Annotated in this window: 22 protein-coding genes, 1 tRNA gene and 1 rRNA gene; 13 read left to right on the forward strand and 11 right to left on the reverse strand. The window is 40.5% G+C overall.

The features are described from left to right. Positions 1-39: 39 nt before the first annotated feature. Positions 40-915: an MBL fold metallo-hydrolase gene (locus RGE70_RS11085; RefSeq protein ID WP_310471515.1), complete on the forward strand. Its 876-nt coding sequence runs from the start codon at positions 40-42 to the stop codon at positions 913-915. A 41-nt stretch (positions 916-956) separates the two neighbouring features. Here the strand turns inward: RGE70_RS11085 and RGE70_RS11090 are convergent, their stop codons facing one another. The 4 genes from RGE70_RS11090 to RGE70_RS11105 are packed head-to-tail and all read right to left on the reverse strand — an operon-like array spanning position 957 to position 6,348. Continuing rightward, complete coding sequence (locus tag RGE70_RS11090; RefSeq protein ID WP_310471516.1) at positions 957-1,130, reverse strand: Trm112 family protein; 174 nt, start codon at positions 1,128-1,130, stop codon at positions 957-959. 4 nt (positions 1,131-1,134) lie between these two features. Further along, on the reverse strand, positions 1,135-2,163 hold the full coding sequence (lpxK, locus tag RGE70_RS11095; RefSeq protein ID WP_310471517.1) for a tetraacyldisaccharide 4'-kinase: 1,029 nt from the start codon (positions 2,161-2,163) through the stop codon (positions 1,135-1,137). Then, a complete protein-coding gene (gene msbA / locus RGE70_RS11100; protein ID WP_310471518.1) occupies positions 2,164-3,990 on the reverse strand; it encodes a lipid A export permease/ATP-binding protein MsbA in 1,827 nt (608 codons plus the stop codon). Between the two features lie 33 nt (positions 3,991-4,023). Next, a complete protein-coding gene (locus RGE70_RS11105) occupies positions 4,024-6,348 on the reverse strand; it encodes a DNA internalization-related competence protein ComEC/Rec2 (protein WP_310472968.1) in 2,325 nt (774 codons plus the stop codon). Positions 6,349-6,428: 80 nt separating this feature from the next. Between RGE70_RS11105 and RGE70_RS11110 the strand changes: the two genes are divergently transcribed. Next, complete coding sequence (locus tag RGE70_RS11110) at positions 6,429-6,935, forward strand: DUF2062 domain-containing protein (RefSeq protein ID WP_310471519.1); 507 nt, start codon at positions 6,429-6,431, stop codon at positions 6,933-6,935. 92 nt (positions 6,936-7,027) lie between these two features. On the opposite strand, the gene RGE70_RS11115 is transcribed toward RGE70_RS11110, so the two are convergent. From RGE70_RS11115 to yejK, 3 genes are all read right to left on the reverse strand, one after another. Next, a complete protein-coding gene (locus RGE70_RS11115) occupies positions 7,028-7,837 on the reverse strand; it encodes a M23 family metallopeptidase (RefSeq protein ID WP_375087947.1) in 810 nt (269 codons plus the stop codon). A gap of 51 nt (positions 7,838-7,888) precedes the next feature. Then, the gene (locus RGE70_RS11120; protein WP_310471521.1) at positions 7,889-8,770 is read right to left on the reverse strand and encodes a 6-carboxytetrahydropterin synthase; all 882 of its coding nucleotides are present in this window, start codon (positions 8,768-8,770) and stop codon (positions 7,889-7,891) included. A 238-nt stretch (positions 8,771-9,008) separates the two neighbouring features. Beyond that, positions 9,009-10,037 carry a nucleoid-associated protein YejK gene (gene yejK, locus RGE70_RS11125; RefSeq protein ID WP_310471522.1) on the reverse strand — a complete coding sequence of 343 codons (1,029 nt, stop codon included), beginning with the start codon at positions 10,035-10,037 and terminating at the stop codon, positions 9,009-9,011. A gap of 456 nt (positions 10,038-10,493) precedes the next feature. Here yejK and RGE70_RS11130 point away from each other — a divergent pair, with 456 nt between their 5' ends. From RGE70_RS11130 to RGE70_RS11150, 5 genes are all read left to right on the forward strand, one after another. Next, positions 10,494-10,712 (forward strand): YejL family protein, encoded by a 219-nt coding sequence (locus RGE70_RS11130; protein ID WP_310471525.1) that lies wholly within the window; start codon positions 10,494-10,496, stop codon positions 10,710-10,712. An 83-nt stretch (positions 10,713-10,795) separates the two neighbouring features. After that, positions 10,796-12,580, forward strand: coding sequence for a DUF3413 domain-containing protein (locus RGE70_RS11135; RefSeq protein WP_310471526.1), 1,785 nt, complete (start codon positions 10,796-10,798; stop codon positions 12,578-12,580). Positions 12,581-12,713: 133 nt separating this feature from the next. Next, positions 12,714-12,790: transfer RNA gene (locus tag RGE70_RS11140), tRNA-Pro, on the forward strand. Between the two features lie 370 nt (positions 12,791-13,160). Then, on the forward strand, positions 13,161-15,353 hold the full coding sequence (locus RGE70_RS11145; RefSeq protein WP_310471528.1) for a diguanylate cyclase: 2,193 nt from the start codon (positions 13,161-13,163) through the stop codon (positions 15,351-15,353). Then, positions 15,350-15,823 carry a DUF6942 family protein gene (locus RGE70_RS11150; protein ID WP_310471529.1) on the forward strand — a complete coding sequence of 158 codons (474 nt, stop codon included), beginning with the start codon at positions 15,350-15,352 and terminating at the stop codon, positions 15,821-15,823. Before RGE70_RS11145 ends, RGE70_RS11150 begins: the two co-directional genes overlap by 4 nt. 102 nt (positions 15,824-15,925) lie before the next feature. Here RGE70_RS11150 and nadE read toward each other — a convergent pair whose 3' ends face one another. Then, entirely contained in the window at positions 15,926-16,756 is an 831-nt protein-coding gene (gene nadE / locus RGE70_RS11155; protein WP_310471530.1) for an NAD(+) synthase, read from the reverse strand. Positions 16,757-17,080: 324 nt separating this feature from the next. Here nadE and RGE70_RS11160 point away from each other — a divergent pair, with 324 nt between their 5' ends. The 5 genes from RGE70_RS11160 (at position 17,081) to RGE70_RS11180 (ending at position 22,680) form a co-directional block, all read left to right on the forward strand. Continuing rightward, a complete protein-coding gene (locus RGE70_RS11160; RefSeq protein WP_310471531.1) occupies positions 17,081-17,719 on the forward strand; it encodes a LysE family translocator in 639 nt (212 codons plus the stop codon). A gap of 973 nt (positions 17,720-18,692) precedes the next feature. Then, positions 18,693-19,370 (forward strand): response regulator, encoded by a 678-nt coding sequence (locus RGE70_RS11165; RefSeq protein ID WP_310471532.1) that lies wholly within the window; start codon positions 18,693-18,695, stop codon positions 19,368-19,370. Next, the gene (locus RGE70_RS11170) at positions 19,361-20,713 is read left to right on the forward strand and encodes an ATP-binding protein (RefSeq protein ID WP_310471533.1); all 1,353 of its coding nucleotides are present in this window, start codon (positions 19,361-19,363) and stop codon (positions 20,711-20,713) included. Before RGE70_RS11165 ends, RGE70_RS11170 begins: the two co-directional genes overlap by 10 nt. 274 nt (positions 20,714-20,987) lie before the next feature. Then, positions 20,988-22,247, forward strand: coding sequence for a cyclic di-GMP phosphodiesterase (locus RGE70_RS11175; protein ID WP_310471534.1), 1,260 nt, complete (start codon positions 20,988-20,990; stop codon positions 22,245-22,247). 100 nt (positions 22,248-22,347) lie between these two features. Next, a complete protein-coding gene (locus RGE70_RS11180) occupies positions 22,348-22,680 on the forward strand; it encodes a DUF3135 domain-containing protein (RefSeq protein ID WP_310471535.1) in 333 nt (110 codons plus the stop codon). Positions 22,681-22,697: 17 nt separating this feature from the next. Here RGE70_RS11180 and corA read toward each other — a convergent pair whose 3' ends face one another. After that, positions 22,698-23,645, reverse strand: coding sequence for a magnesium/cobalt transporter CorA (corA, locus tag RGE70_RS11185; RefSeq protein ID WP_310471536.1), 948 nt, complete (start codon positions 23,643-23,645; stop codon positions 22,698-22,700). A 95-nt stretch (positions 23,646-23,740) separates the two neighbouring features. Further along, complete coding sequence (locus tag RGE70_RS11190) at positions 23,741-24,103, reverse strand: hypothetical protein (RefSeq protein WP_310471537.1); 363 nt, start codon at positions 24,101-24,103, stop codon at positions 23,741-23,743. A 150-nt stretch (positions 24,104-24,253) separates the two neighbouring features. On the opposite strand from RGE70_RS11190, the gene RGE70_RS11195 reads away from it, so the two are divergent. Beyond that, positions 24,254-24,940: a YccT family protein gene (locus RGE70_RS11195; protein ID WP_310471538.1), complete on the forward strand. Its 687-nt coding sequence runs from the start codon at positions 24,254-24,256 to the stop codon at positions 24,938-24,940. 872 nt (positions 24,941-25,812) lie between these two features. On the opposite strand, the gene rrf is transcribed toward RGE70_RS11195, so the two are convergent. Beyond that, positions 25,813-25,928: ribosomal RNA gene (gene rrf, locus RGE70_RS11200) — 5S ribosomal RNA — on the reverse strand. Positions 25,929-26,026 lie beyond the last annotated feature (98 nt).

A 26,026-nucleotide genomic window follows, 5' to 3' on the forward strand; every position in this document is an offset into this window, starting at 1 on the left:
ATTGCACCATACTAAGATAACTTAATAAAAGGTATCAAAATGATCTCACTTTCAAGGCAACTCAAATTAATCCTTATGGTGAACTTCGTTTGGTTGATGTGTACCAATACCGCGGTACACGCCAACGATAAGTTTGCTAAGGTTCAAATTAAGCCAATAAAAATAACTGACACCATATACATGTTTACTGGTGCAGGCGGTAATATCGGCGTTTCTGCTGGGAGTGACGGCTTGTTGATTATTGATGACCAATTTGCACCGCTGGCGAACAAAATATCAGCAGCGCTCAACCAGCTTCAAACCGGAGCCCCTAAATTTATCATCAACACGCATTTCCATAGCGATCACACCGGTTCCAATAGTCATTTTGGTCAACAAGGTACCATTATGGCACACCATAATGTATTGAAGCGGCTAGTATCTGACAGCAAATTTCAACCTAACGCCCTACCTGTCATTACATATAATGAGGGGATCAGCGTCCACTTTAATAACGATGTTTTACAGGTTGCTCATATGGGGCCAGGACACACTGACGGTGATAGCGTTGTTATTTGGAGTAACGACAAAGTCGTCCATATGGGCGATCTCTTTTTTAAAGATAAGTTCCCATATATTGATTTAAACGCTGGCGGTTCAGTACAGGGTTATAGAGACAATGTTGCAAGCATAGTGCATGCTATGGAACCGCAAACACAAGTCATACCGGGCCATGGTTCGCTTGCCAATAAAAGTGATTTACTGCGTTTTAAGCACATGTTAGACACATCAATTAATTGGATGCATGAACAAAAAGCATTAGGCCTGACATTGTCGGAGTTAAAAAAACAAGGCGTACCAGAGCCATTAGCAGCATGGAGCTGGCAGTTTATAACGGAAGATAAGTGGATCGAGACACTATATAAAGACTTGTAAAATTTAACAAAAAAGCGCCAACTGGCGCTTTTTTTACTTGATTACTCCGCTAGCGGCTCAGCTTTATTTTCAAGTAGTACTGGAATGCCGTCATTGATCGGGTAAGCAATTTTATCCAAGTTACAGATAAGCTGATTATCTTCTTTATTATATTCAAGCTTTCCTTTACATACTGGACACGCAACAATTTCAAGTAATTTTTTATCAAAAGCCATGCTATTACCTTTTTTTCTCTATGACCGATTGCTTCACGCTAGCCATAAGTTGTTGATCAAATGAAGGTGATAGCTTCGCATCTACCGCTAAATACCACCAGTTATCTTTTGCAAAATCGCGACATTTCACCGCATCTTTTTCTGTCATCAGTAATGGACGTTTGCCAGCAAGCGTGCTTAAGTCAGCCTCGGTGTAGGCGCTATGGTCGTCAAATGCTTGTGTTTTATCCAATGTAAAACCCAAATTAGATAAGGTATCAAAAAATCGATTTGGGTTACCAATCCCGGCCATAGCTACAACCGGCTGCTCTTGCATCGGTTGAGCTGCGGATTTAACTTCGGCGTGAGTCTTACTCACTTTATGGCTGTTAGCTGCAACCAAATGCCACTGGCTAGCCATTAATGTCATTTGTTGCTCAGTACCAATGGCCGTGCCGCCGTTCACAATCACGTGATCAACACTCGATGTGCGCCAACGCCCCTCTCTTAAAGGGCCTGCAGGCAGTAGCATTCCATTACCAAGGCGACGTTCACCATCCAAAATAATCAGTTCAATATCACGAGCTAGAGCGTAATGCTGTAAGCCATCATCGCTAATAATGATATCGACATCAAAATCGCTCAGCAGCTGCTTTGCAGCCTCAATACGTTTTGAGCCAACAACCATAGGCACGCCGGTTCTAGCCACGATCATAGCGGGCTCATCACCGACTTGGCTGGCGTTATCACCATAACGTACAGAACGCACACCTTTAATGTTTACACCATAACCGCGGCTGATAACACCAGGTTTATACCCTTGCTGACGCAACAGCTCTATCAAGTAAATCACCGTAGGCGTTTTACCACTACCACCTACTGTAATATTTCCCACAATAATAACTGGAACCGGCAAGGTATGTTGCTTCAACACGCCACTGGCGTATAACAACCTTCTTAGCGCAGTTATACCGGCAAATAACACCGACAATGGCCACAACACAAACCTTAAACCGTGCCCTTCGTACCAGAGCTTATTTACCCAAGACTGCATTTAGCTTCCAAACTGCATCTGATAAAGTTTGTAATATACGCCTTGCTTCTCAAGTAAGGACACATGCGTACCGCGCTCCACAATTTGACCTTGTTCAACCACCAAAATTTGGTCAGCGCTCTCAATCGTTGATAACCGATGTGCAATTACAATCGATGTCCGGTTTTGCCTTAAATTATCAAGGCCATGTTGAATCGCTTTTTCAGACTCGGTATCAAGCGCAGATGTAGCTTCATCAAGGATTAACACTGGCGAGTTACGTAAGATGGCTCTGGCGATGGCAATACGTTGTCTTTGCCCACCTGACAACATCACACCATTTTCTCCAATTTGAGTATCAAGCCCTAACGGTAACGGCTCAATAAACTCCATAGCATGGGCTAAGGTTGCCGCCTGAATAATCTGCTCACGGGAAGCTTCCCCCGGATACGCATAAGCAATATTGTTCGCTATAGAGTCATTAAATAAGGTAACTTGCTGCGACACTAACGCGACTTGACGACGTAGCGAAGTTAGCTTGTAATCATCAATATTGGCGCCATCTAAAGTGATTTCACCGGCCTGTAACCCACTATAAAAACGGGTTACTAAGCTGGCAATAGTTGATTTACCCGAGCCTGAACGCCCCACCAGCGCTATGGTTTGACCTTGTTTTACAGTAAAGTCGATACTATTAAGAGCCAGTTTATCTTGCCCTGGATAGCTAAAGTCAACATGATTAAATGCCAGCTCGCCTTTAACACGGTCAACTTCAAGTTTGCCGTTATCTTCTTCCGGATGGGTATCTAATAATTCAAACACTGTTGTACAAGCTGCAATACCGCGTTGGAACTCAGCATTAACACGGGTTAGGTTTTTAATCGGTTGCAGCATGGCAAGCATCGCGCCCAAAATTGTCGCAAAAGTACCTGCTGTAAGCTCTGCTTTCATGCTATCAATACTGGCTGCATACAAAACAAATGCTATCGCAAATGAGCCAATAATCATCACTAGAGGTTGGCTAATGGCCTGTGCTGTAGCCAGTTTCATGGTTTGGTATCGGTTCTGAGCATTCACTTTCGCAAAACGCTCAGCTTCTGTTTCTTGACCACCAAAAGATAAAACGTTTTTATGGCCTTTAATCATCTGTTCGGTCGCGGCTGTTACCCCACCCATCGCAGCTTGAATATTTTTCGACACCTTACGAAAACGACGGCTCACCACAGAGATCACAAGCCCAATAGCGGGGCCTACAATTAAGATCACCAACGACAGTTTCCAAGAAAAATAGAACATGATACCAATCATGCCAATAACCGAAATACTATCGCGAACAATGGTGATCAATGCGCTACCTGAGGCTCGGGCTATTTGCTCAGTATCGTAGGTTACGCGCGAAATAAGATTACCGGTGTTTTCACTGTCAATGTAACTAACCGGTAGCTTTAAGTAGTGTTCGAAGACTTCTTGGCGCATATCCAAGATCACTCGAGCACTCATGTAAGCGACACAGTAAGTTGATAAAAAATTAGCTAAGCCACGCAAGCTAAACAACACGATGACCACAATTGGCGCCATCATTAGCACCTTATTGTCAGATTCAAACCCATCGCTCATGCCAAGGTCAACGTTACCTAAAGCACCACCTGCAGCAGATGTAGCTTGGCTTGCTTGTCCACCAAACCCTTCATCAATAAATGGTTTAATCACCGCGATGAATGTCGCATCAACGACGGCATACATGGTTAAACCCAGTACAGCAAAAAACAGGACAGCTTTGAGAGGTTTTAAATAGCCGAGTAGTCGCTTAAAGACTTTCCAGACTTCATTTTTAGAAGATGTTGTCATTGAGAAAATTAACGTATTGGCAAAAGAGTTATTCTACTCTGGATTACTGAACTCGCCAAATCTAAACACTTGGTTATACCAAAATGGTGCAAAATCTGCGCGATAGGTCTGATAATGGAAGCCATCTGGCTCAAAAAAAACACTAACCTGTCCTTGTTCACCACTCACCTGTGACGTAATACCTAACTTATGATATCGAGCTAAAACATCTGCTTTAGGGAATCCATAACGGTTATTATGCCCAGCGGCAAACAGCACCAACTGCGGAGAAACGGCCTTAATAAAAGCTCGAGTTGAAGATGTTCGACTACCATGATGTGGCGCGGTCATGACATCACTAGCAATATTGTCTGTGAGTAATAATGCTTGCTCAGCTTTAGATTCAATATCACCGGTAAGTAACAAACTATTGTTGCCTTTAGATAATCTCACTACGCAAGAACCGTTGTTACCTTTATGCGCAACTTTCGGTCCAATAATATTCAGTTTAATGGACTGCCATTGCAAAACCTTAGGTCGACAATTAATACTGCCCCAGCGTTTATCATCCGCTATGACGGTCGCATTCGGGTAGGCTTCCATAATGACATCTACTCCACCAGCATGATCATTATCTGCGTGGCTAATAATGATATAATCAATGTCTTTAATACCACTTTTAGTCAAAAACGGTAATATGACCCTTTTGGCATAACTAAAGGTTGTACCATATCGAGCTGCGGTGTCGTAAATTATGGCCCGACCATTACGTTCAATCACCACCGCGAGTCCTTGGCCCACATCGAGCAAGTGCGCTTTCCAGCGCTCATTGTTACTGTGCTCAGCGCTAATAAAAGATGAAAAGCTCAATAGTATAATCGGTAATAACATCACACTGAGTACTAGCCGCAAATTCGTTAACTGACACTGCCGAATAAGCCACACACCTAAAAGTCCGTAAATAAATGCCGCTATCCATTGTGATGACAAATCAAGCCACGCAAACGACAGTTCTCCAGCCCAATCAAGCATCATCAACACGGGCTCCATTGATAACTGCGCTGCAGCAAAAACGTTAATGCTACTGGCGCTAAACCCCAGAAACAGCCCACAAATAAACAGCAAAAGTGATAACAATGACACCGGCAGCACAACAAAGCTAAACCAAGGAACAACCACACAATTAACCACAATACTGATCAGCGATGTACCTGAAAAAAATATCGCTTGTATCACCCCCAACACAATGGCTAGCCGCCATTGAATGGCCCAAAAAGCCGTAAGCCATTGCTGAATTAGCAGCCTTAATCGACCAATGGCAGACTGTGGCTCTCGCTCGGCAAGGTCATCTAAAGTTTCAGCGGTTGATTCTAGAGTAATAGCAGATTGATTGACGGTATCTATTGTTGAAATAGTTAGTAAAATAACAACTAACGCTATAAATGAAAGCCAAAAGCTTGCACTTAACGGCGCAAGCGGATCAAGGCATAAAACAATAAATAATGCATAAAGTAGCCGCTCCCAGCTACTGGCATGTCGATGCATTAGCCAAGACAATAAATAGACCAACAGCATGATCAACGCTCGCTGAGTAGACACTGAAAAACCGGCTAAATAGGCGTAAGCAATCGCTGCAAATGCACACACTAACATGGCGGTCACGCTATTTCGGCGTCCTTGCGTAGGAAACACCCTAAACAAAAAGAGCTTAGTCAGTAAATAGATCCAAAACGATGCCACCGACAAATGTAATCCTGAAATAGCAAAGAGATGTCCGGTTCCGGTATTGCGTAACTGCAACCAACGCTCAGCAGTCATCAAGCTTCGGTCGCCCACCATTAAGGCCTGCAACAAATCGTTAGCGGAATAACCTGTTAATGCAATATGTAATTGCCGGATCAATAATTCTCTAGCACCAATATTATCTTCAATCAGTTGACCAGTTACTATTTTACCTTTGGCAAAAATACGTTGACTAAGCATATACTTCTGCGCATTAAAACCACCTTTATTTAACGGTGCTGTTATCGATTTGGGTTTAATCGTTAGCTGCCACCGCTCCCCAACCTTTACGGGTGGAGGGTTTGACCACGATAATCTAAACTTTCTATTCAGTTTATGGGGTAAAATTGAATCAACTGGCACAATATCAATACTAATCCAGTCGCCGTTTGCGTGAACTAGTGATATGATTTCGGCCTCAAGATTTATGGCAACGCCATTTTCACTTTTTTCCCAGCTCATTAATAACGTATTGAACAGCGTTATCCAGCTGAGTGCGATTAAGCAACCAGATAACATTGGGAAACGCTGAATAGCGACCACAGCAATAAACACGCACAACGGTAATACAGAAAGCTGAGGCAGCAATGGCCACACCATTGCCGATAGTATTGTGGCGCAAAAGCCACACATGAATCGATTCATAATGAAGTAAGTTAAGACAGCAAACTCGAGTTATGCCAAAAAAATTTATAGAAAGATTTATGCCAAAGTCTGAAACACTGCGTAATCATAAAAATCTACGTATGTTTGGTGACTTATTGCTAAAACCCAACTTATGGGCACTCAACAGACGTTCTGCACCTGGTGCATTTGCTGTTGGATTATTTGTGGCTTGGATGCCAATGCCGTTTCAAATGGTACTTGCTGCTGCGCTGGCAATATTTTTCAACGTAAACTTACCTGTAGCCGTCACGCTCGTTTGGGTGACAAACCCTGTGACCATGCCGTTTATGTTTTATATTGCATATATGCTTGGCGCAAAAATATTGGGAAATCAACCGCAAGATTTTGCTTTCGAAGCAAGCTGGCGATGGGTTGAATCATCATTAAGCACCATAGGGCCATCACTATTTACGGGTTGCTTAGTTCTCGGGATCGCCTTTGCTTTAATCTCATATTTACTCATTAAAACGCTCTGGAAATATTCAGTACTGTTTAAATGGAGACGTCGTAACAAGTAGTAAGCGATGCCGCAGGTATACCCAGCTTGAACAGGAACGTTAAGTACAAAAAAAGCAGCTATTAGCTGCTTTTTTTGTAAACGATTGTATTTTCAGTTATTTTTCAACACACTTGCCATTGAAGGCACAATAGTGGTGGGATCCAATTTCATTTGGTACCAATTTATTCGCCAATCTAAATGCGGCCCCGTCACGCGACCGGTTGCACCAACCTCTGCCACTTTCTCACCTTGCTTAACCACTTGACCCTCTTTGACATATAACTTGCTCAAGTGCAAAAAGCTCGAACTAACCCCATAGCCATGGTCAATAATCATTGTGCCACCAGAATAAAACATATCTGGTACCGATAGCGATATCACGCCATCTGCAGGCGCGACCACAACTGTGCCTGTTTTAGCGGCAACATCAACACCATAGTGCGGTGTGCCAGGTTTACCGTTATAGACACGTTGGCTGCCATAAACGCCTGAAATACGCCCAGTTAAAGGCCAAATAAACGTTTGGCTAAAGGCATCACTAGCAGTAAATCGTTCGCGGGCAGCTCGAACTTGTTTACTGTCTTTTGCAGCTCTTGTTTGCGCCTTGGGATCAGGTTTCATGATTTTTTTACTGATCCCGTTCACTTGTTGGATCTTGTATTCTCGCTTTGCAATTTTCAGTGGCTTCAATTCGGTTAATCCATCAGGATAAACCAGCTTGAGTACTTGTTCGAGCTCTGCTTCACGGGCAAAACCAAAAGCAAACTGCCCCTTAGCATTCACCGTTATGGCTGTATCATTCAAAAACACTTTTGTTCCAGGTTCTACCTGAGCACGAATTAATGCACCTTGCTTAAAGTCCCCCATCAACTCAACACCGGCTAGGGCCTGAAAAGACAAACTGGCCACTATGGTGGCAATACTGGCAATGGCTCCTGAGACACATTTATTCAAAATAGCTCCTTAATAAAATTAACTTTTAGCTTTGCGACTCGCAATAGCACCTTTACCAACCCCTTCATAAGCAATCACTTTAAAGTTACTGCTGGGGACTTTCTCAATTAAGGTTTGTGCCATGTAGTCAGCAAGTAGTTCAACGGTTGTATCTATGGGTAAGATATCGCAGCAGCCTTTAGGCATTGCAAGTTGAAAGTCACCTTGCGGTGCTTGGTAATGAAAGCCAACATGGCTACTGTCGGTGATGTTACTTTGCGGCGATAACGTAAGGCTAGTGACTGAAACACAATCTTCTTCGCTGCCTAAGTAAATGTCACGCCAACGCTTAGCCCAGTACTCATCCCATTTTGGCGCCGCTGCGCCGTTTTCAAATACGGTAACCGGACTGCGGTGCCCATGAGCGATACGCTGGCAATTACCATCGTGTTTTTTCAAACCATGAGTGTAATGATAAAATGGAGCATCGTGGATTTCATTTCTTAACGTTAAAAACAAGCCATCTACATTTGCAGGGAGCTGTGCTTTGAGTGCTTGTTGCAAAAACTTATTAACGCTTTCAAAGTCAATAATTTCACTTGGAATTAGCGCAAAGGCTTCAGCAGGGCAAGCTAAATGAATATCACCTTGTTGGCTATCAAAGTCCATCCAAACTCGCTCACCTTGTTGTTGCCAGCGAACTTCACTGCAGGCAGTTGGAACCAATAAACGGTGGTCGGCTACGGCATCAATCGTATTTTTAATTGTGCGTTTAACTTTGGCAAAATCAAGAACCATATTTTGTTCGTCTAAATTACCATCAAGCAACACATCAACGATCCAACTTTCTCCGACCATACCTCTAATCGGACAAAGGTATGAAAAATCAATCACAGTTAAATCTTTTACGAACAATTGCATTAAAGCTCCTCGGTAGAAAAACAGTCTACCTGTAACAGTCCAAGCAGCGATGGCTGCAAGACATAAAATAGATAAATAATTGCAGTTAGCAATCTTTCTCACAATCGCTGTAGCTTACAATGATATACATGATTATTCGACCATTTTAAGGTTATACAAGCCGATATTGTTATGACGAGCATAAAAAAACCGAGTCATGAAAACTCGGTTTTAATTATGCGTATCTCTTACTTGAGCTTTACTCGCCTTTTAAACGTCTATCTAATTGATCTTTCAAGTTTGCAGGTACACCTTTAATAATAATGCTGTCTGATACTGGATCATAAATCACTCTCTCGCCAAGGTGTTGGCCGTCAAAGCTCAGTGTCACTCCACCGCCAGTGCCAGAGAACTTCTTCAATTGGCGTAGCGTCGGTTTATCACCTGGAAACTCTTCTTCAAGCTCGTAGCTTCCACTTTGTGCAAAGTCATAGAAAGAATCAATTCCTTGATCCGCCAGTTCATCGGCAAGATCTTTAATCTGAATCGCCGCCCCTTCATCACAGCGTTCAGTACAGTAGTCAAACACACGTTCACGTGCACCTTGACGCTCATCTTTCGTTAACTCGCTGGCACCAACAAAATCTTCAACCGCATTCATTAATGATTTATTTTGTGCTTTGGTGTTAACGCCTTCAACGCAGCCCATAAAGTCGAGGAAAAAATCAGCCACTTTACGCCCAGCTCGTCCGCGAATAAAAGAAATGTATTTTTTTGAATCAGGCTCTGCTTGCCATTCAGTCAAATCAATCCGCGCAGCAAGTTGAACATTGTTGAGATCCAGATGCGTGTTTTGAGTTAACTCCATATCGTCTAAAACAGTCATAGACGACTTAGCGTTTAATAGCGACACATACAAATAGTCACTGGCCATGTGGGTATAACAAGATAACAATAAAAAACCACCAGTACTAAAGTCATATTTGGCTAACTCTTCTTGCAGCAATTTACCTGCAATACCTGAAAACTCAACAAAACCGAGGTCATTAGCACGGTACTGAGCTAAAGCCTGTTCAAATTGAGTATTTGCTTCACCATCTTCACCATTAATACCAAAATGACCAAAACCTTTACCCGCTTTAGTTGTATAGGTTTGATGTAATTCTTCTAACATGGTTTCAACAGCTTGGCTGTTCAGCAAAGGCTGAGGGCGTAAACGACAACTTAACTGACCTTCATTGTCTTGAGAAATCGCATGGATGATTGCTTGTTCGACGTTAATACTCATTGAGCCTCAATTGAAAGTTGATAGAGCCAGCAAAAAGCAGCGCTATTGGTAAAAAAGGGGAATGTTTGCCGCTAAAATCACAATACTCAGCCGATAAGCGAACAAACTTTAATGGGTTTATCATACCAGACAACTATCATAAATCCATCTCAAAGACCGAGGTAAAGCAACTATTGTACGGCGTTTTATCCTACATTAGCTAGGCCATCAATTACACAAAACTGTTGTAACTTCAACTTATTAATCGGTGCCTTATATTTATAATAGTGAAATAATTGACCCAAGGGACACTGACCCAAACGATAAACTTTTGGGCCCATTTATCGCCCAACCTTGCACACTACATCACTGCATTTAATAACAAATACCCACTCAGAGACCAAAAAGTGCAGAGCTTCTTGTAAAAATCCGTTATTATATGCCGTTAATCAAGATTCAAAGTGAACATTTTCAAATATGGCTATTCAATCTAAATATTCAAACACGCAAGTTGAAGCAATTATCACTGAGCTTTTAGCAGTTTTAGAGAAAAACCAAGCCCCAACAGACTTAAGTCTAATGGCATTGGGTAATTGTGTAACTCATCTGTTGCATAACAAAGTTCCAGCGGAGGCTCGCCAAGTTGTCACTGAACAGTTTGCTAAAGCATTGTCGCAATCAGTGAAAACCAGCTAAGACAAATGCACTAGTAACAACAAGTTAGGGTTTGGTAACATATATCAAACCCGATAACTGCCTGAAGAGAATATAGGTCAACAATGGTTGAGCGACAAAAACAGATAGGAAGAGACAGGGTTTCACGCTTAGTAAGCTGGGGGCATTGGTTTGCTTTTATAAATGGTTTACTTGCCATTATTGTAGGCTACCGATACCTGGAAAATGTAGGCTTGCCAGACTCTTTTATTGGTTGGAGCTACTTGGCTTTAAGCAGCCTTGGCCACTTCACCTTTTTGGCTTTTGTGGTGTACGTTGTTTTACTGTTTCCGATCACCTTATTATTACCTTATTCGAAAATTCTTAGAGGTTATGCGGCTGTCGTCGCCACCTCAAGTTTATGCATACTACTGTATGACACCATAATTTATGATGATTACGGCTTACATTTAAATCCTTTTGTATTCGAGTTAGCTTGGACCGATTTAAATGCATTACTGCAAGGCACGTCTTACATTGTCACGCCCATTGCTATATTGGCACTTGAGCTAACAGTAGCTAACTTTTTATGGAAACGAATCGAAAAAATTCGTAAACGCAATTATGGCAATAAAGTCGTTATTGCGGTTGGTTTATGCTTTGTTGCAAGCCATTTAATTCATATTTGGGGCGACGCGACAGAAAACACAGCGATTACTCAGTTTGATGATGCTTACCCCTTATCATACCCCGCTACAGCACGCAGCTTTATGGAAAATTATGGTATTGATAACAACATATCCCAAAAAAACCAGCCTATTCCGTCAGCGAGCCTTAAGTACCCTCTATCACCAATGCAATGCAGTGCTGACATTAAGCCCAATATTTTAGTTATTGCCATTGATAGCTTACAAGCTAAATTGGTTGATCAAACAACCATGCCTTTCTTAGCTCAGTATGCCAGTGAAAACCACTCATTTAAGCAGCATTTCAGTGGCGGCAATCAATTTAGTAGCGGTATGTTTAGCTTGCTTTATGGCTTGCAAGGCAGTTATATCAACGCTGTTGATTTAAATTATCAAACTCCAGTGTTGACTCAAGAATTATCGGCTAATGGTTACCAATTGGGACTGTTTACAGCTGAAGATACCCTTGCACATCCACAAGCAATATTCGATAACTTTGAGCGGATTAACGCTCAAGATCGCGACAGCGATGCCAATGCCGATCTTAGCTCTATCGCTAGCTGGGTGCAGTGGACTAACACCAGCAAAAAACCTTGGTTTACAGTACTTAACCTTAAGTCTCCTGAAAGCTACGATACGCCAGTAGGCTTCTTAGGGATTAAAACAGTTAAAGCAGATACCGAGCTAAAACCGGCGCAGAAGGTACTGTTTAATCAATACCGCCAATCTCTCAATTTTGTTGACCAGCAACTGAGCAACATTCTAAACGACTTGCCTAAAAATACCTTAGTGGTGATCACTGGTGTTAGCGGCAAGCTCTTAACGAGTAGCCCTAATGAAGCCCGTATGAACTGGTCACCAGACAGCGTTCAAGTTCCCTTGGTAATTCACTGGCCAGAGCAAAGAGCTGCAAAACAAATACAATACCGAACTACACACCATGCAGTAGTGCCAACACTGATGAGCCAGGCATTAGGTTGCACGAACCCTGCAACCGATTACAGTGCCGGCAACAGCCTAATGCAGCCAAGTGATAACTCTTGGATTTACACCGGTGATAATCAAGTCTTTGCGATTTACCAAGCAAATGAAATAACTACCATTGATCGCCACGGTAAATATAGAATTTATGATAATAACTACAAAAAGCGCTTAAAGAAAAAACTGAGTGCTCCTGAGTTAATAGAAGTCATGCGTGAAGGTCGTAGATTTTATATTCATTAATGCATAACTGATTGGTTACAAAGCAATCAAACGAATAATGACGCTCTAGAAGCGCTTGCACTCATAATTCTGAGTTGGTAAAGTGCTTGTGCTTCAGAATAATCCTTATTTAATAAGTTGTTCTGTCAACATTCGGGATATGGCCTAGTCCGGTAAGGCGCTTGTCTGGGGGACAAGAGATCACAGGTTCAAATCCTGTTATCCCGACCATATTTATATAAAAAGGCCTGCTTTTAGCAGGCTTTTTTATTGCTTCAACATCTCCAGTTATAATCATGCAGCCTCAAATAAGTGTTTTTTTAATCGCTAATAGCTTCTGTTGAGTGCTTGTTATTAAAACCGGCGTGCGCTTACACAAAGGCTCTCAATATTGCCAATATAATAAATGGCCACCAGCCCTTTATCTCATCGAAAATTAAGCAACTGCTCATGCCAACTATTTCATCTAGAATAGCCATCAAAATGTTAGCGAAACACCTCAATAACAGTTAACATAAACAAAAAAATAACAACACAAAAACACCACGCAAACCTAACAACCAACTCTGTATACCGTGGCTAAGTCGATCTAAGGCGAATTTTGGATAAGTTTAAGCAAAATAAATTATTACTAGCATCAGTACTTGGCTTCATCGGTTTAGTCGTCAACCTCTTTCCTATACCTTTATTTTCAAATATCCTGCTTATACTGGGTAATGCTAGTTATATTATTTCTGCAGCTTTGCTGGGGCCTGTTTATGGATTGTATACTGCGTTAATCGCAGTTTCTGGCTTATTTATTTCAATGGAAAGCCCTCATGTTTACGTCATGTTTTCAATGGAAGCAGTTTTTCTTGGGGCTTTAAGGCGGCGGGGGCTATTTACTCTATATGCCAGTTTGTTTTTTTGGGGGCTTATTGGCATGCCACTATTTTACGTTTATGCCACTTTCTTTACTGAACTTCCCAGCACTCACCTCCCCTTTATTATTTTAAAACAAGGTATCAACGGTATTATCTATACCGGTATTGGCTCGTTGGTTGTTATTTTAACGCCTGGTTTTTGGTATTTAAAAAACCGCTCAAAATCAAAGAAACGTCTCACATTTAATGCTCAATTAACCTATGCATTTACCTTAATTATTTCGTTGGCATTACTTTTTGCTGCATTGTTATTTAATAATCAATTTGTCAATCGTCATCAAGAACTACTGAGCCAAAATATTAAAGAGTCAGCTCATCAAGTTGGTGCCTTAGCTCAAGCCCATATTGATACCCATATTCAAGCGATCAATAATGCCGCAAGCGTATTTAGCTTGCATAACATCAGTATCGAAAAACAGCAACTAACACTGTCAAAGCTACATCGCATGTATCCTGGATTTATCACCATGCTCAAAACCAATCAGCAAGGGATACTCACGGCCGCAAGCCCAGCATCACGTTTAACAGGATCTAATCAGCCTACAACCAATATCAGCGTAGAAAGTAGACCATACTTTACTGAGTCTTTTGTAAATCAGAAAAATTTTATATCTCCAGTATTTTTAAGTCGCAGCTTTGCCAATGATCCCATCATAGTCATTAGCGCACCCGTTTATTCACCACAGAGCTTTCATCAACCTATAGGTGTTCTTGCGGGTTCATTGGACTTGGGGCAGTTCAAAAATATTGAACACAAAAACAGTCAGACAAAAGCTCAATCAATCGTTCTTGTTGACCGAAAAAATCGGGTGATATTTGGCTCTCGAGAATTAGGGCTTTCGCCTTTATCTGACTTTAACTATACACAGAAAAAAAATACCAGCATCAGCGAATTGCCAACGATAAATATTCGTACTTTAGATGACATGTCAGCTGAGTTTATTTATGCCCGCTATGAATTAGATAATCAGTGGACTCTTTACGTGCTCAACCCAGTAAGGCCGCTAGTACAGATAGTTGAAAATATGTACATCACAACTTTTGCTATATTATTGATTTCACTTCTTATTACTTTTTTTATTACAAAAGTAATTAGTACTAGACTCACACTACCGCTTGAAGCGATAGCCAGTAAATTTAGTGACTCAAATATAAGCAACAATTACGACGACTCTATTAATGAAGAGTCCCCAAAAGAGGTCTATGCGCTCTACTTACGACTAAAACAGAGTAAAAGTCAGTTAATTAGTTATCAGTTAGAGCTTGAAGAAAAAGTTGCTATCCGTACTTTTGAGCTAGAACAAGCAAATAGCCAGTTAAAGTTACTTGCGGAAAAAGACTCGCTTACAGGCTTATATAACCGTCGTTACGCTGAAAGCCAGTTCACATCAATTCAAGACAGTTGTAAAAGAAGTGATGAAGCCATTGCTATTGCAATTATGGATCTTGATCACTTCAAACATATTAATGATACTTATGGTCACTTGGCTGGAGACATGACTCTTAAGGCTGTGTCATGCCTATTAGAGCAAGATTTTAAAAGAGATGCTGATATTATTGTCCGTTATGGCGGGGAGGAGTTTCTTGTCATTATGCCATTGTGTAATGCGCTAAAAATTGAAGCTCATCTAGAAAGTTTTAAGCAAAAACTGTCCCAATTAGTGATACTAAAACCAGGTAGTGATATTGAGTTTAATGTAACAACCAGCATTGGAGCCGTGATAGCTAATAGCTCTTATAGTAATTCATTAGAGGATTGGATAAAGCAAGCAGACCTTAACTTGTATCATGCAAAAAATAATGGCCGTAATAAATTAGTGTTTACAACATTACCAGATCCAGTGCGCAATGGAGAAACTGAATCAACATGACAATACTGGGGCCTGAACAGACGGTAACGAGTATTTATTTACCTACATCACCTATAAAAGGTGATCAATGGCATTACAACAACATTGATGCGGTTCAATCTCTCATTGACTTAAATGGTAACCATTGGCGTAAAATATTGACGATTGCTGCAAAATTATCTGTTACAGGGCAAAACTGGCGGCAGTACCGCGACGCCAACTTGTTAAAACAACACGAGGCAATTATCACTGCTGCAGTCAGTCTGCAACCTAACTCAACTACGCATATTATTTGCGGCCATGAAAGCGCGCTAGCCCTTGGTTTACAATGGAACTCGGCTAACTATAAACCGCTAATTGCAGGAGATAATAAGTTACTAAAGCACCACCAGTTACCGATTTATTTGTGCCCTTACCTTGATTACCGACAATTTCCAAACCACCACATTAATATAGTGAGACAAGCCTTAGGCAAAGTCTTACTGGATTAAGTAAGCCATACGTAATAAAAAATCAATCTGATTAACACATAAAAAAAGGTGCCTAAGACACCTTTTTTGTACATTAAATCAATGGCTTTTGATTAACCAGTGTTAATCATAAATTGTCGGAATAGATTCACGTTTATGTTGAGTGGCACGGTAAATACTGATTAGCTTATTAGAGACAAAATCGCTGACCTCTTTACCTTCAAGAAAATCATCAATCTGGTCATAAGTCAGTCCCAGAGCAATTTCATCCTCTAGTTGTGGTTGACCCTCTTCAAGATCAGCGGTCGGAGCTTTATTAACTAATATGTCAGGCGCCTCTAAGTATTGTGCTATTTGCCTAACCTGACGTTTATTTAAACCAAATAACGGCGCCATATCACAAGCACCATCACCCCATTTTGTATAAAAACCGGTAATGTTTTCGGCGCTATGATCGGTTCCAACCACTAAGCCGCCCACAAGCCCAGCAATTTCATACTGAGCCACCATACGCATTCTCGCTTTTACGTTACCTTTCACAAAGTCAATTTTTTCTGCTGATGGAACGCTAATCCCCGCAGTAATGACGGCGTTGACAGTTTCATGATGGATACCTTCAACACCTTGCTTTACATTAACAGTAACCTGTTTAGAAGGATTAATAAAACGACATGCTAACTGGGCTTCATCTTCATCTTTTTGTACATCAAAAGGCAAACGGACAGCAATAAACTGATATTGGGCGTCATCATTGTCATGGTTTAGTTCATCAATAGCTAGTTGACATAAACGACCTGTAACAGAAGAGTCAACACCACCACTGATCCCTAATACCAAAGATGTTGTATTCGATTGTTTAAGCTTCGACTTAATAAAAGCTATTCGTCTTTGTACTTCAAATGCAGGGTCAATTGCTTTCAGTACTTGCATTTCCCTTAAGATCTGTCCTTTCACGTATTCAACTCCAATCACATCAAGTGTTAACGAAAATCCCACCCATTATGGTCGAATTGGTAAAACAATACACGGCAAAATTGCTATAAGTAAAGATCAAAGCTAACTAAAGACTGTAAATATTTTATTCACCTAAGCGCAAAAAGAGTCGGCGTTTAAATCTCAAACAAATACATAGAAACAACATGTAAACATAATGCCGTTCAACCACGATTAAACTTCAATTATAAATGATCTTAATTTTTAACAATCAATATGACGCTAAATAAGTAATAATCAATTTTAAGATTTACCATCATTCATAACAGAGAAAACGATTACATTATGGATCTACAATTATTGGTGTCACTGGCCGTGATCCACACTATCGCGCTAGCAAGCCCTGGCCCAGACTTTGCTCTGATAGTAAAACTGTCAAGCCAAGAAAACCGAGCCGTGGCACTGGCGTCTGCACTTGGTATTTCAACAGCGATCTTGTGCCATACATTACTGAGTTTAACGGGGTTAAGCTTGCTTATTCACAGTTCGGAGCAAGTCTACCTATTAGTACAGCTAGTCGGCGCAAGCTATTTAGCCTGGATGGGAATTGGTGCAATACGCGCAGCACTATCACACTGGCGTGCAGCTGTTAGTCTTGAGTCGTCAGGCCAAAGTGAGGCTATCGGTATTAAAAAAGGCTTTCTACAGGGGCTGTACACCAACTTACTGAACCCTAAAGCGCTCGTATTTTTTATCACACTGTTTTCAACACTCATTACACCTCAAGTCTCTTTGGTCACAAAAGGCGTTGCTGCAGCCTTACTTTTTACCCTGTCAATGATGTGGTTTAGTTTTATCGCTATGGTGCTAACAAAACCCAAGATCCAAATAAAATTAAAAAAGGCCACGCCTATCATTAATCTTGTCACTGGTTTGGTATTTGTCACCGTCGCGTTAGTGATAATTTATGGGCTACAATTTTAGATTAGAATTTAAGGTTAATCAGTCACATCAACGCGTGGCGAGCTAACCTTTACAAATAACACTGGTGTTGCCCAATAATGAGTATTGCCGCTATCAACAAATCAATACCTTTGATAGACGACAAAATTATTACCATAGTGGCAACATTTTGCTAAATACGACCAACTACACTGGTGCTATTAGTCGCTGTTAATATGAAAAAGAGCGAATAACTTATTATTGGATAATGTTCAGCTAACCTTGCAACTTAATCATATTTATTGGTGAAATTGTGGCCTTCTGCACATAACACTATTTATACATCGATAACGCCGAAAGTGAATCTCGATTCTGTGAAGCAGCTTATAGTATGCAGGTTTGATTACACCGTATTCTTAGATGTTAATGATGATCAAATAGGAAAAGATTTTATGTGGTGGCGTATTATTTTAATTGTGTTCGCATATTTGTTACTCAGCGCACATTGTCTTCGGTTTGGTCAACAAACGGCCTGCATGGCCTACGCGCTCGCACCGCTTTTGCTATTTTTGAGAACTACATGGGTCACTAGGGCACTGCAACTGTGTCTTATCATCTCTGCAGTTTTTGTTTGGGGGGTCAGCAGCGTCGAATACGTGCAGATGCGAATTAGTGCAGATGCCCCTTGGTACCGTCTGTGCCTGATCATGAGCAGTGTGGTGATATTTACACTACTTGCAGCTTGGTCTGCTAACGGCATAATAGCCAAGCGGAGTCAGCGTAATATTTTTAGATAACAATACAAATAAACACGTTAAATTTGCGACTAACGCTAAGACAAACTCTTAAAGCAATGAACCAATTTGCTATAGCTATCGAGCCCAAAGTAACGCTGTGAAGCTCTGCTGCCATTAAGTAATTTTGATGTAAACTATTGAATAATTGAACACACTGAGTTGGCAGCCATAATTAATCTGCGTAAACTAATCTTGATTGCTCTAAAGGGGATTTAGCTATGAGAATATTAGTTGTTGAAGATAATCCTATTTTATCTCACCATCTAAAAGTGCAACTTAGTGAGCTCGGAAACCAAGTTCAAGTTGCATTAACCGCAAAAGAAGGTTTCTACCAAGCAACCAACTACCCTATTGATGTAGCCGTCGTTGATTTAGGCTTACCCGATCAAGATGGAATAAGTTTAATTCAAACATTACGAGAGCATGGCCTAAAAGCCCCTGTACTGATATTAACAGCTCGAGTTAACTGGCAAGACAAGGTTGAAGGCCTCAATGCTGGCGCCGACGACTACCTAGTAAAACCCTTTCAAAAAGAGGAGCTGGTTGCCAGATTAGATGCATTAGTCAGGCGCAGCGCCGGCTTTGTTAAGCCAAAAATCACCAGCGGTGCACTCGAACTTGATTTAGCAGCAAAGCAGGTAACACTCAATAAAAATACAATGGAATTAACCGCTTTTGAATATTTAATTCTGGAATACTTAATGCGTCACTGTCATGAAGTCGTGGCTAAGCAACGATTACTCGATGTCATATATGGTGATAAAGAGGGCGACCCGAACACAATTGAAGTAATGGTAAGCCGTTTGCGTAAAAAGCTCACTAAAGACGATGCTGTAGAAAACCCCATAGCAACCATTCGTGGCCAAGGCTACAAATTCAACTTACCATGCAACTAAGTTTTAAACCTAAAAAACGTCTATTAACACGGATGTTTCTCACCTCTCTGTCAATCATTGCTTTAGTAGGCTTTGGTTTAGCATGGATGGTGAATATTCTTCATGCACAAAACAGTTATAACGTTGAAACCTCACAGTTAATTGCTGAAATACCAAAAGTGGCAGCAGAACTGAGAGAGCATGACATGTTGCCAAATAATAGTGATGAATGGCTTGCCGAAAATACCACATCACAGCGCTACATTATCGCCAGTTGTGACAGCAACTTTAATCAAGTTTGGACATCCTCTTTAGCTGCTGAACGTCAATTATTTGATACTTGTGAAAATTTTAATGACATTCGTGAAAGCAGCCCGCCTTATCAACTGTCCTTGGCTGATGAACGAGACTACTTTGCGTATTTACTTACACTTGACATCGCCGGCGGTGAATACAATTTATTGGTATTAAAAGACGCTGAAAAAATTAAAGCTGAATATAACCAATTTAGCCGTCGAACATATTTACGGTTAGGCTTTGTACTTGCACTAGCACTCGTACTACTGATCAGTGCTGCATACTGGGGCATGAGACCCCTGATGCAGTTACGCAATGAACTACAATCAGTCAATCGCGGCGAAACGATGACCTTATCTGAAGGTTACCCCGTTGAACTTGAAGCTGTGACACAATCTTTAAACCAACTATTAAATCAGTCAAGCTCCCAGCAACAGCGCTACCAGAACGCAATGAATGACCTAGCCCACAGCCTAAAAACTCGTCTTGCCGCTGTACACGCCATTACTGACGATCCCAGCCTAGATAAAGAGACAACAAGCGAAAAAATCATGCAACAAGTCAGTCAGATGGATTTGTTAGTTAAATATCAATTAAAACGAGCAATGTTAGGTCGTAAAGGCTTGAAGCAACAGCAAACTAAAATTCAACCTCTCGTTGACCAACTGGCGCAGATGTTATTTAAAGTTTACAGTGATAAACAAGTGCAATTTGAAGCCATAATCGATCAAGAACACGTATTTCCAGGTGATAAAGGTGACTTAATGGAACTATGTGGCAACTTAATGGAAAACGCCTTTAAGTTATGTATTAGTACTGTGAGGGTGTCATCATATTATAATGATAATGGTGAATTCGAATTGCTCGTTGAAGACGACGGACCTGGCGTCGATGCAAGTATAAAGCAAAATATTATCCAGCGCGGCGTACGAGCTGACACCCAAAAACCAGGCCAAGGCATTGGCTTAGCCGTTTGTAATGAAGTCGTGAGCAGTTACGGCGGTCGCCTCAGTATCGAAACCTCTAGCTTAGAAGGTGCATGTTTTAGGATTTCTATTCCTATTTAGCAACTATTTTTCAGTATTGCACATTTTTGCTCCTTAGCCTGAATCCACAGGGCTGAATCAAGCACTCTCAAATTTATAATGTTACGCAGCTTTATCATCAATCTAGTTGAATAACAAAATGATGGAACATAGACACAAAGTCACTTTACCCAACCAAATTGTTACATTTATAGTGCGTTACATCTCAAAAATGTAATCGGCATACTTAACTCATTGTAAGTATAGAAAATTAGATTAAAATAATCTGTTGTTCAAATATATACTTGATAGAAACATGACAAAAAGCTGTAAAATTGCAGTTAATCAACTGCAAGTCGGAAATTTTATTCAACTGCCTCTTTCATGGAAAGATCACCCTTTCTTATTTAGCCGCTTTAAAATTAAACAGCAAGCACAAATTGAACTAATCAAAAATCTTGGTGTGCAGCATGTTTTGGTCCTATTAGATCGTAGCGATACACATGTACTACCGCCAGAGGAAGCCAATAAAGGCACTAACCTTTTAAGTGAAAGTAAACTTGAACAACTTTCAGAAGAGCTTAAGCAACAGAAGTCTGACAGCATTGAGGCTCAAAAAAGGTTAAAAAGACAATTAAAAAAAACAGAGCAAGAATTTGATCGCTCCATATCGATGCTTAGAAGCTTAATGGCAAAATTACGAAACCGCCCACTCAATGCCGTCGATGAAGGTAAAGAACTGATCCATGATATTTGTGAGCAACTACTTAAGTCAGATAAGTTAGTTTTACATTTAATGCCAGACTCTAAAAATGATGAAGGGATTAACTTTCACTCATTAAATGTTTCAGTATTATCAATGTTGATTGCTAAAGAACTCAAATGGACTCGAAGCGAAGTGGAGTTAGTTGGTATTGGCGCGCTATTTCATGATATAGGCAAGCTTAAAGTACCAACACAGCTGCTAAATAAGACCTCCGCGCTGACTGAAGCAGAGCAGAAGTTTTTTGACCAACACCCGGCTATGGGCGTAGCTCTACTCAAACTAGCAGACAACTTCCCAAGCGATGCCTTACCAATAATCTTAAATCATCATGAATTTTTAGATGGTTCAGGTACGCCTAAAGGGCTAAAAGAGCCACAATTAGATAAGTTGAGCCAGCTTGTTGGAGCAGTTAATACATTTGATAATCTCTGTCATTCAGACAGAAGTCGAAAATCGAAAACACCATATACTGCTTTAGGCATGCTGTATAAAAACTATCAAAATCAGCTAAATTCAGCATTTGTAAATAGAATAATAAAGCTGTTAGGTATTTATCCACCAGGGAGTATCGTTGAGCTCTCGACAGGGCAATACGGAATGGTCATGTCTGTCAACGTGGGGCAATTATTGTTTCCTACAACACTGGTTTATGATCCGCTAGTGCCAAAAGAGCAAGCTCCGATTATTGATTTGGCACATGAAGGTATTAGTATCATCAGATGCTTACCGCCATCTGCGTTACCAGAAAAAGTACTTCAGTACCTCAACCCAAGAGAAAAAATGAACTACTATTTTAGCACCGACGGCTAAAGTCAAATAAGCATCGTAACAGTATAAAACACTGCAACTTGCTCAATCATAGATGATTAACTAGATTTAATGTTACAACAAAGCATTAAATTGAGTTTTTATGACAAAGCTACCTGACTTTGACACCTTGCGACAACTGGCTGAGAATGAGCCTGAAAAATTAAACGCTTTGCAAGAACAGTTGAATAAAGAAGTGATCAAAAACAGTTCTGAACCTAACAGAGCCAACTTAATATCACTATACGACCATCTACAAAAGAAATTATCATTGTGTAAAACACCCTATCAGCGCCAACATGTTGTCAGTAGTATGATGTATGAAAAACTATCAACACTCAATGAACTACTAAACCATCCAAACGACTACTATCAGCAAAAAGCAAAAGTAATTAGCTTTATCACTCCGGTTAATACTACAACGAAAAAAGCCTGAAACAGTCAACCTAAAAGCTACAACCAGCCTTTTCTTTTAAAGAAAAAGTAAGTGCCAGCTGCGCTACCAAACATCATTAAAATGGCCATAGGGTAACCAAACTGCCATTGAAGTTCAGGCATAGTGCTGAAGTTCATACCATAACTACTTGCGATTACAGTAGGTGGTAAAAAAACGACTGCTGCAACAGAAAATATTTTTATAATTCTGTTTTGCTGCAAGCCACTAAAACCAATAGCAGCATCAAGTAAGAAATTTAATTTATCGAAAATAAACTGGCTATGTGGCATCAACGACTCAATGTCTAATAACATTTCTCGTAGATCTTTAAGCTCATCATCACAGAGCTGTCCACGATAGTACTTCTGCATATAACGTAATGAACGTTGAGTATCGAGCAAACTTAAGCGAATTTTACCGTTTGAATGTTCTTGCCTCGTGATGAGTTTAAAAACATCATCGAGCTCATCATTTTTAAAAACTTCCTCGCCAACACTATCAAGTACTGTGTATACGTCCTCAATTAAATCTGAAAGGTAATCGACTTTAAGATTGAACAGTTCGAGCAATAGCGTTAATGGAGAGGTAGCCTCAATACGACCAAGTCGTAAGTAGTTTCTTAATAAACGAATTAAACCGACGTCTTCTTCTCTAATCGTTAATAAAAAGTTCTGTCTAATATTAAATGATACGTTAACGCCTTTTACTTCTTGGCCTACCCGTTGAGGAAATAAAGAGTTGATATGTAAACCATCGTGATTTTGATAGAAACGAGCAGAAGCCTCAATTTCATTAATATCATCCTCTTCAGGGACATCTTCTACTGAAAATTGACTTAACCACTCGCGTTCTTGATCGTCAGGCTTAAAGAGATCTAACCAAAGCGTACCAGAAGGTATAATATCCGTTATGCTTAATTCGTTAATCTGGAGCTGGCGATCAACGTAGGCATAGGCTGTTATCATAATGCGTCCTTCTAAATATTATTCAACTACAGTAATAAAACTTGGTTATTCTAACCCAAAATAAGTATTGCGAAGAGCCTTAATATAAAATATTGCTAGTTACCAGTACTTGCCACAATTATGCGTTCTTGACTTGATAACCTAACTCTAATTCCATCAGTAGTGACAATTTCATCTTTAGCGATATCCTTTTTACGAACATGATAAATAACTACTTCATCTTTCATTGGCGAAACAATCGTTACACTCACAACTTCGTTACCATCTTGCCAATCCCAAAACCAATAACCAGCACTTGCGATGAGTGACAAGCTTAATGCTGTGTATAGCGAAAAGCGTACAATCATCCCCTTACCCATATCTTGAGTTGTAGCTTTTGTTTGACTCACTTTAGATTGGCGAAGGTAAAAAATCGCACCTACAATGACCAATAACGTTACAATAATTTTAGTTAACACTCATATGCTCCAAGCTTTTAATCAATATGTATTATATCTAACACCAGCAACTGAAACTGTTAATAACCTCTAACCATTACCTTAGAAGGCGCTAAATTCAGCGTAGCTTGAAGCTTTATTGAGCCATCTAATACAAACTTTTGGCATAAGATGAAAACAATAAATAAAATATTCAAGAAATTATACCTACGTGTAGCAGTTACAATGTTAGTTTGTACCAATAGTGCAGCTTTAGCATCTGTTAAGCTCACACTTCCCGCTAATTCAGAACTAATTCTCCTAAACGGCAAAGAAGTAAGTACTAGTAAAGCAATATCTTTAACCAACGGCGAACACCAACTTGCCCTAAGATATTTTGGCCGATACCGCCAACATGGCGAAACCGTTGAATACCACTCAGAAATAATAATTTTGACCTTTTCAGCTGAGGACACGCAGCTAAATATTAACTCACCCATAATCCGTACTCGTCAAGCAGCAGAGGCTTTTGACAGAGCGCCTATCATCGCAATAACGGATCCAAAGTTAAATAAAATTGCATTCAAACAAGACTATTTAATAAAAGATGGTATGCAAATTGGTCGTGACTATGAAAAAGAAATTGCCTTATATAATCAATCCCAGCAAATAACAACACTAGAGGCTAACGCCTTTCAAAAACAAACCCTAGAATCATACATTTCCAACAATATAATACAAAAGGAGGAGATCCAGTCTCAACAAACTGAATCACATCAACTTAAAGTGAGTCAAATGTTAGATTTTTGGTATAAGCAGGCAAGTCCCGAGACAAGAAAAGCCTTTAAACTAAAAATAGAGACTAAAAATACAGATTAAATCTATCCTCATATAGTTCAAATAAGCGGCACTGATTAAACTTCAATACACTCTATTACTAAAGCCATCAATACAGTTTAATTTACTAGTTATCACAATCAGTTATCAAAAGTAGCACCTAAAACATATAACAGTTTAGCTATAACTAAAAAAATCGCTCACTACAACATAGCGGACTCTTCACTTATTAGGCGCCTGAAAATGACCTACTCTCACATGGGCATAGCGGCCATACGACTTTGTTTCGAGTTTAGAGCACAGAATGTAGAGCGCTAACCTATTAATACAGTAGCCTAAAGCAACCCAGGCCATAAATCGCAGACGCAAAAAAGCCCGCTACAGCGTAGCGGGCTCTTCACTTATTAGGCGCCTGAGAATGACGTACTCTCACATGGGCATAGCGGCCACACGACTTGGTTTCGAGCTTTAAGCACCAAAATGTAGAGCGCTAACCTATTAATACAGCAGCCTAAAGCAGCCCAATCGATAAATCGTAGACGCAAAAAAGCCCGCTACAGTGTAGCGGGCTCTTCACTTATTAGGCGCCTGAGAATGACCGACTCTCACATGGGCATAGCGGCCACACGACTTTGTATCGAGCTTAGAGCACTAGAATGTAGAGCGATAACCTTTAATAAAGCAGCCCAGGCCATAAATCGCAGACGTAAAAAAGCCCGCTACAGCGTAGCGGGCTCTTCACTTATTCGGCGCCTGGAAATATCCTACTCTCACATGGGCATATAGGCCACACGACTTTGTTTAGCCTTTATCGATGACACTGATAAGCCTTAACGGTTTGAAAATGGCTCAAGCCATAAATCGCAGACGTAAAAAAGCCCGCTACAGCGTAGCGGGCTCTTCACTTATTAGGCGCCTGGAAATGACCTACTCTCACATGGGGAAACCCCACACTACCATCGGCGATACTGCGTTTCACTTCTGAGTTCGGAATGGGAACAGGTGGTACCACAGCTCTATGGTCTCCAGACAAATTTGGGAAATTTGAAAAGCTGTTACTCGCTTACGCAAGTAAACTGAAATCTATTATTGAGTCACACAACATTAAGTGCTTCTAATTCTGATACT

The organism is Shewanella youngdeokensis, from assembly GCF_033180165.1.
Lineage (GTDB): Bacteria > Pseudomonadota > Gammaproteobacteria > Enterobacterales > Shewanellaceae > Shewanella > Shewanella youngdeokensis.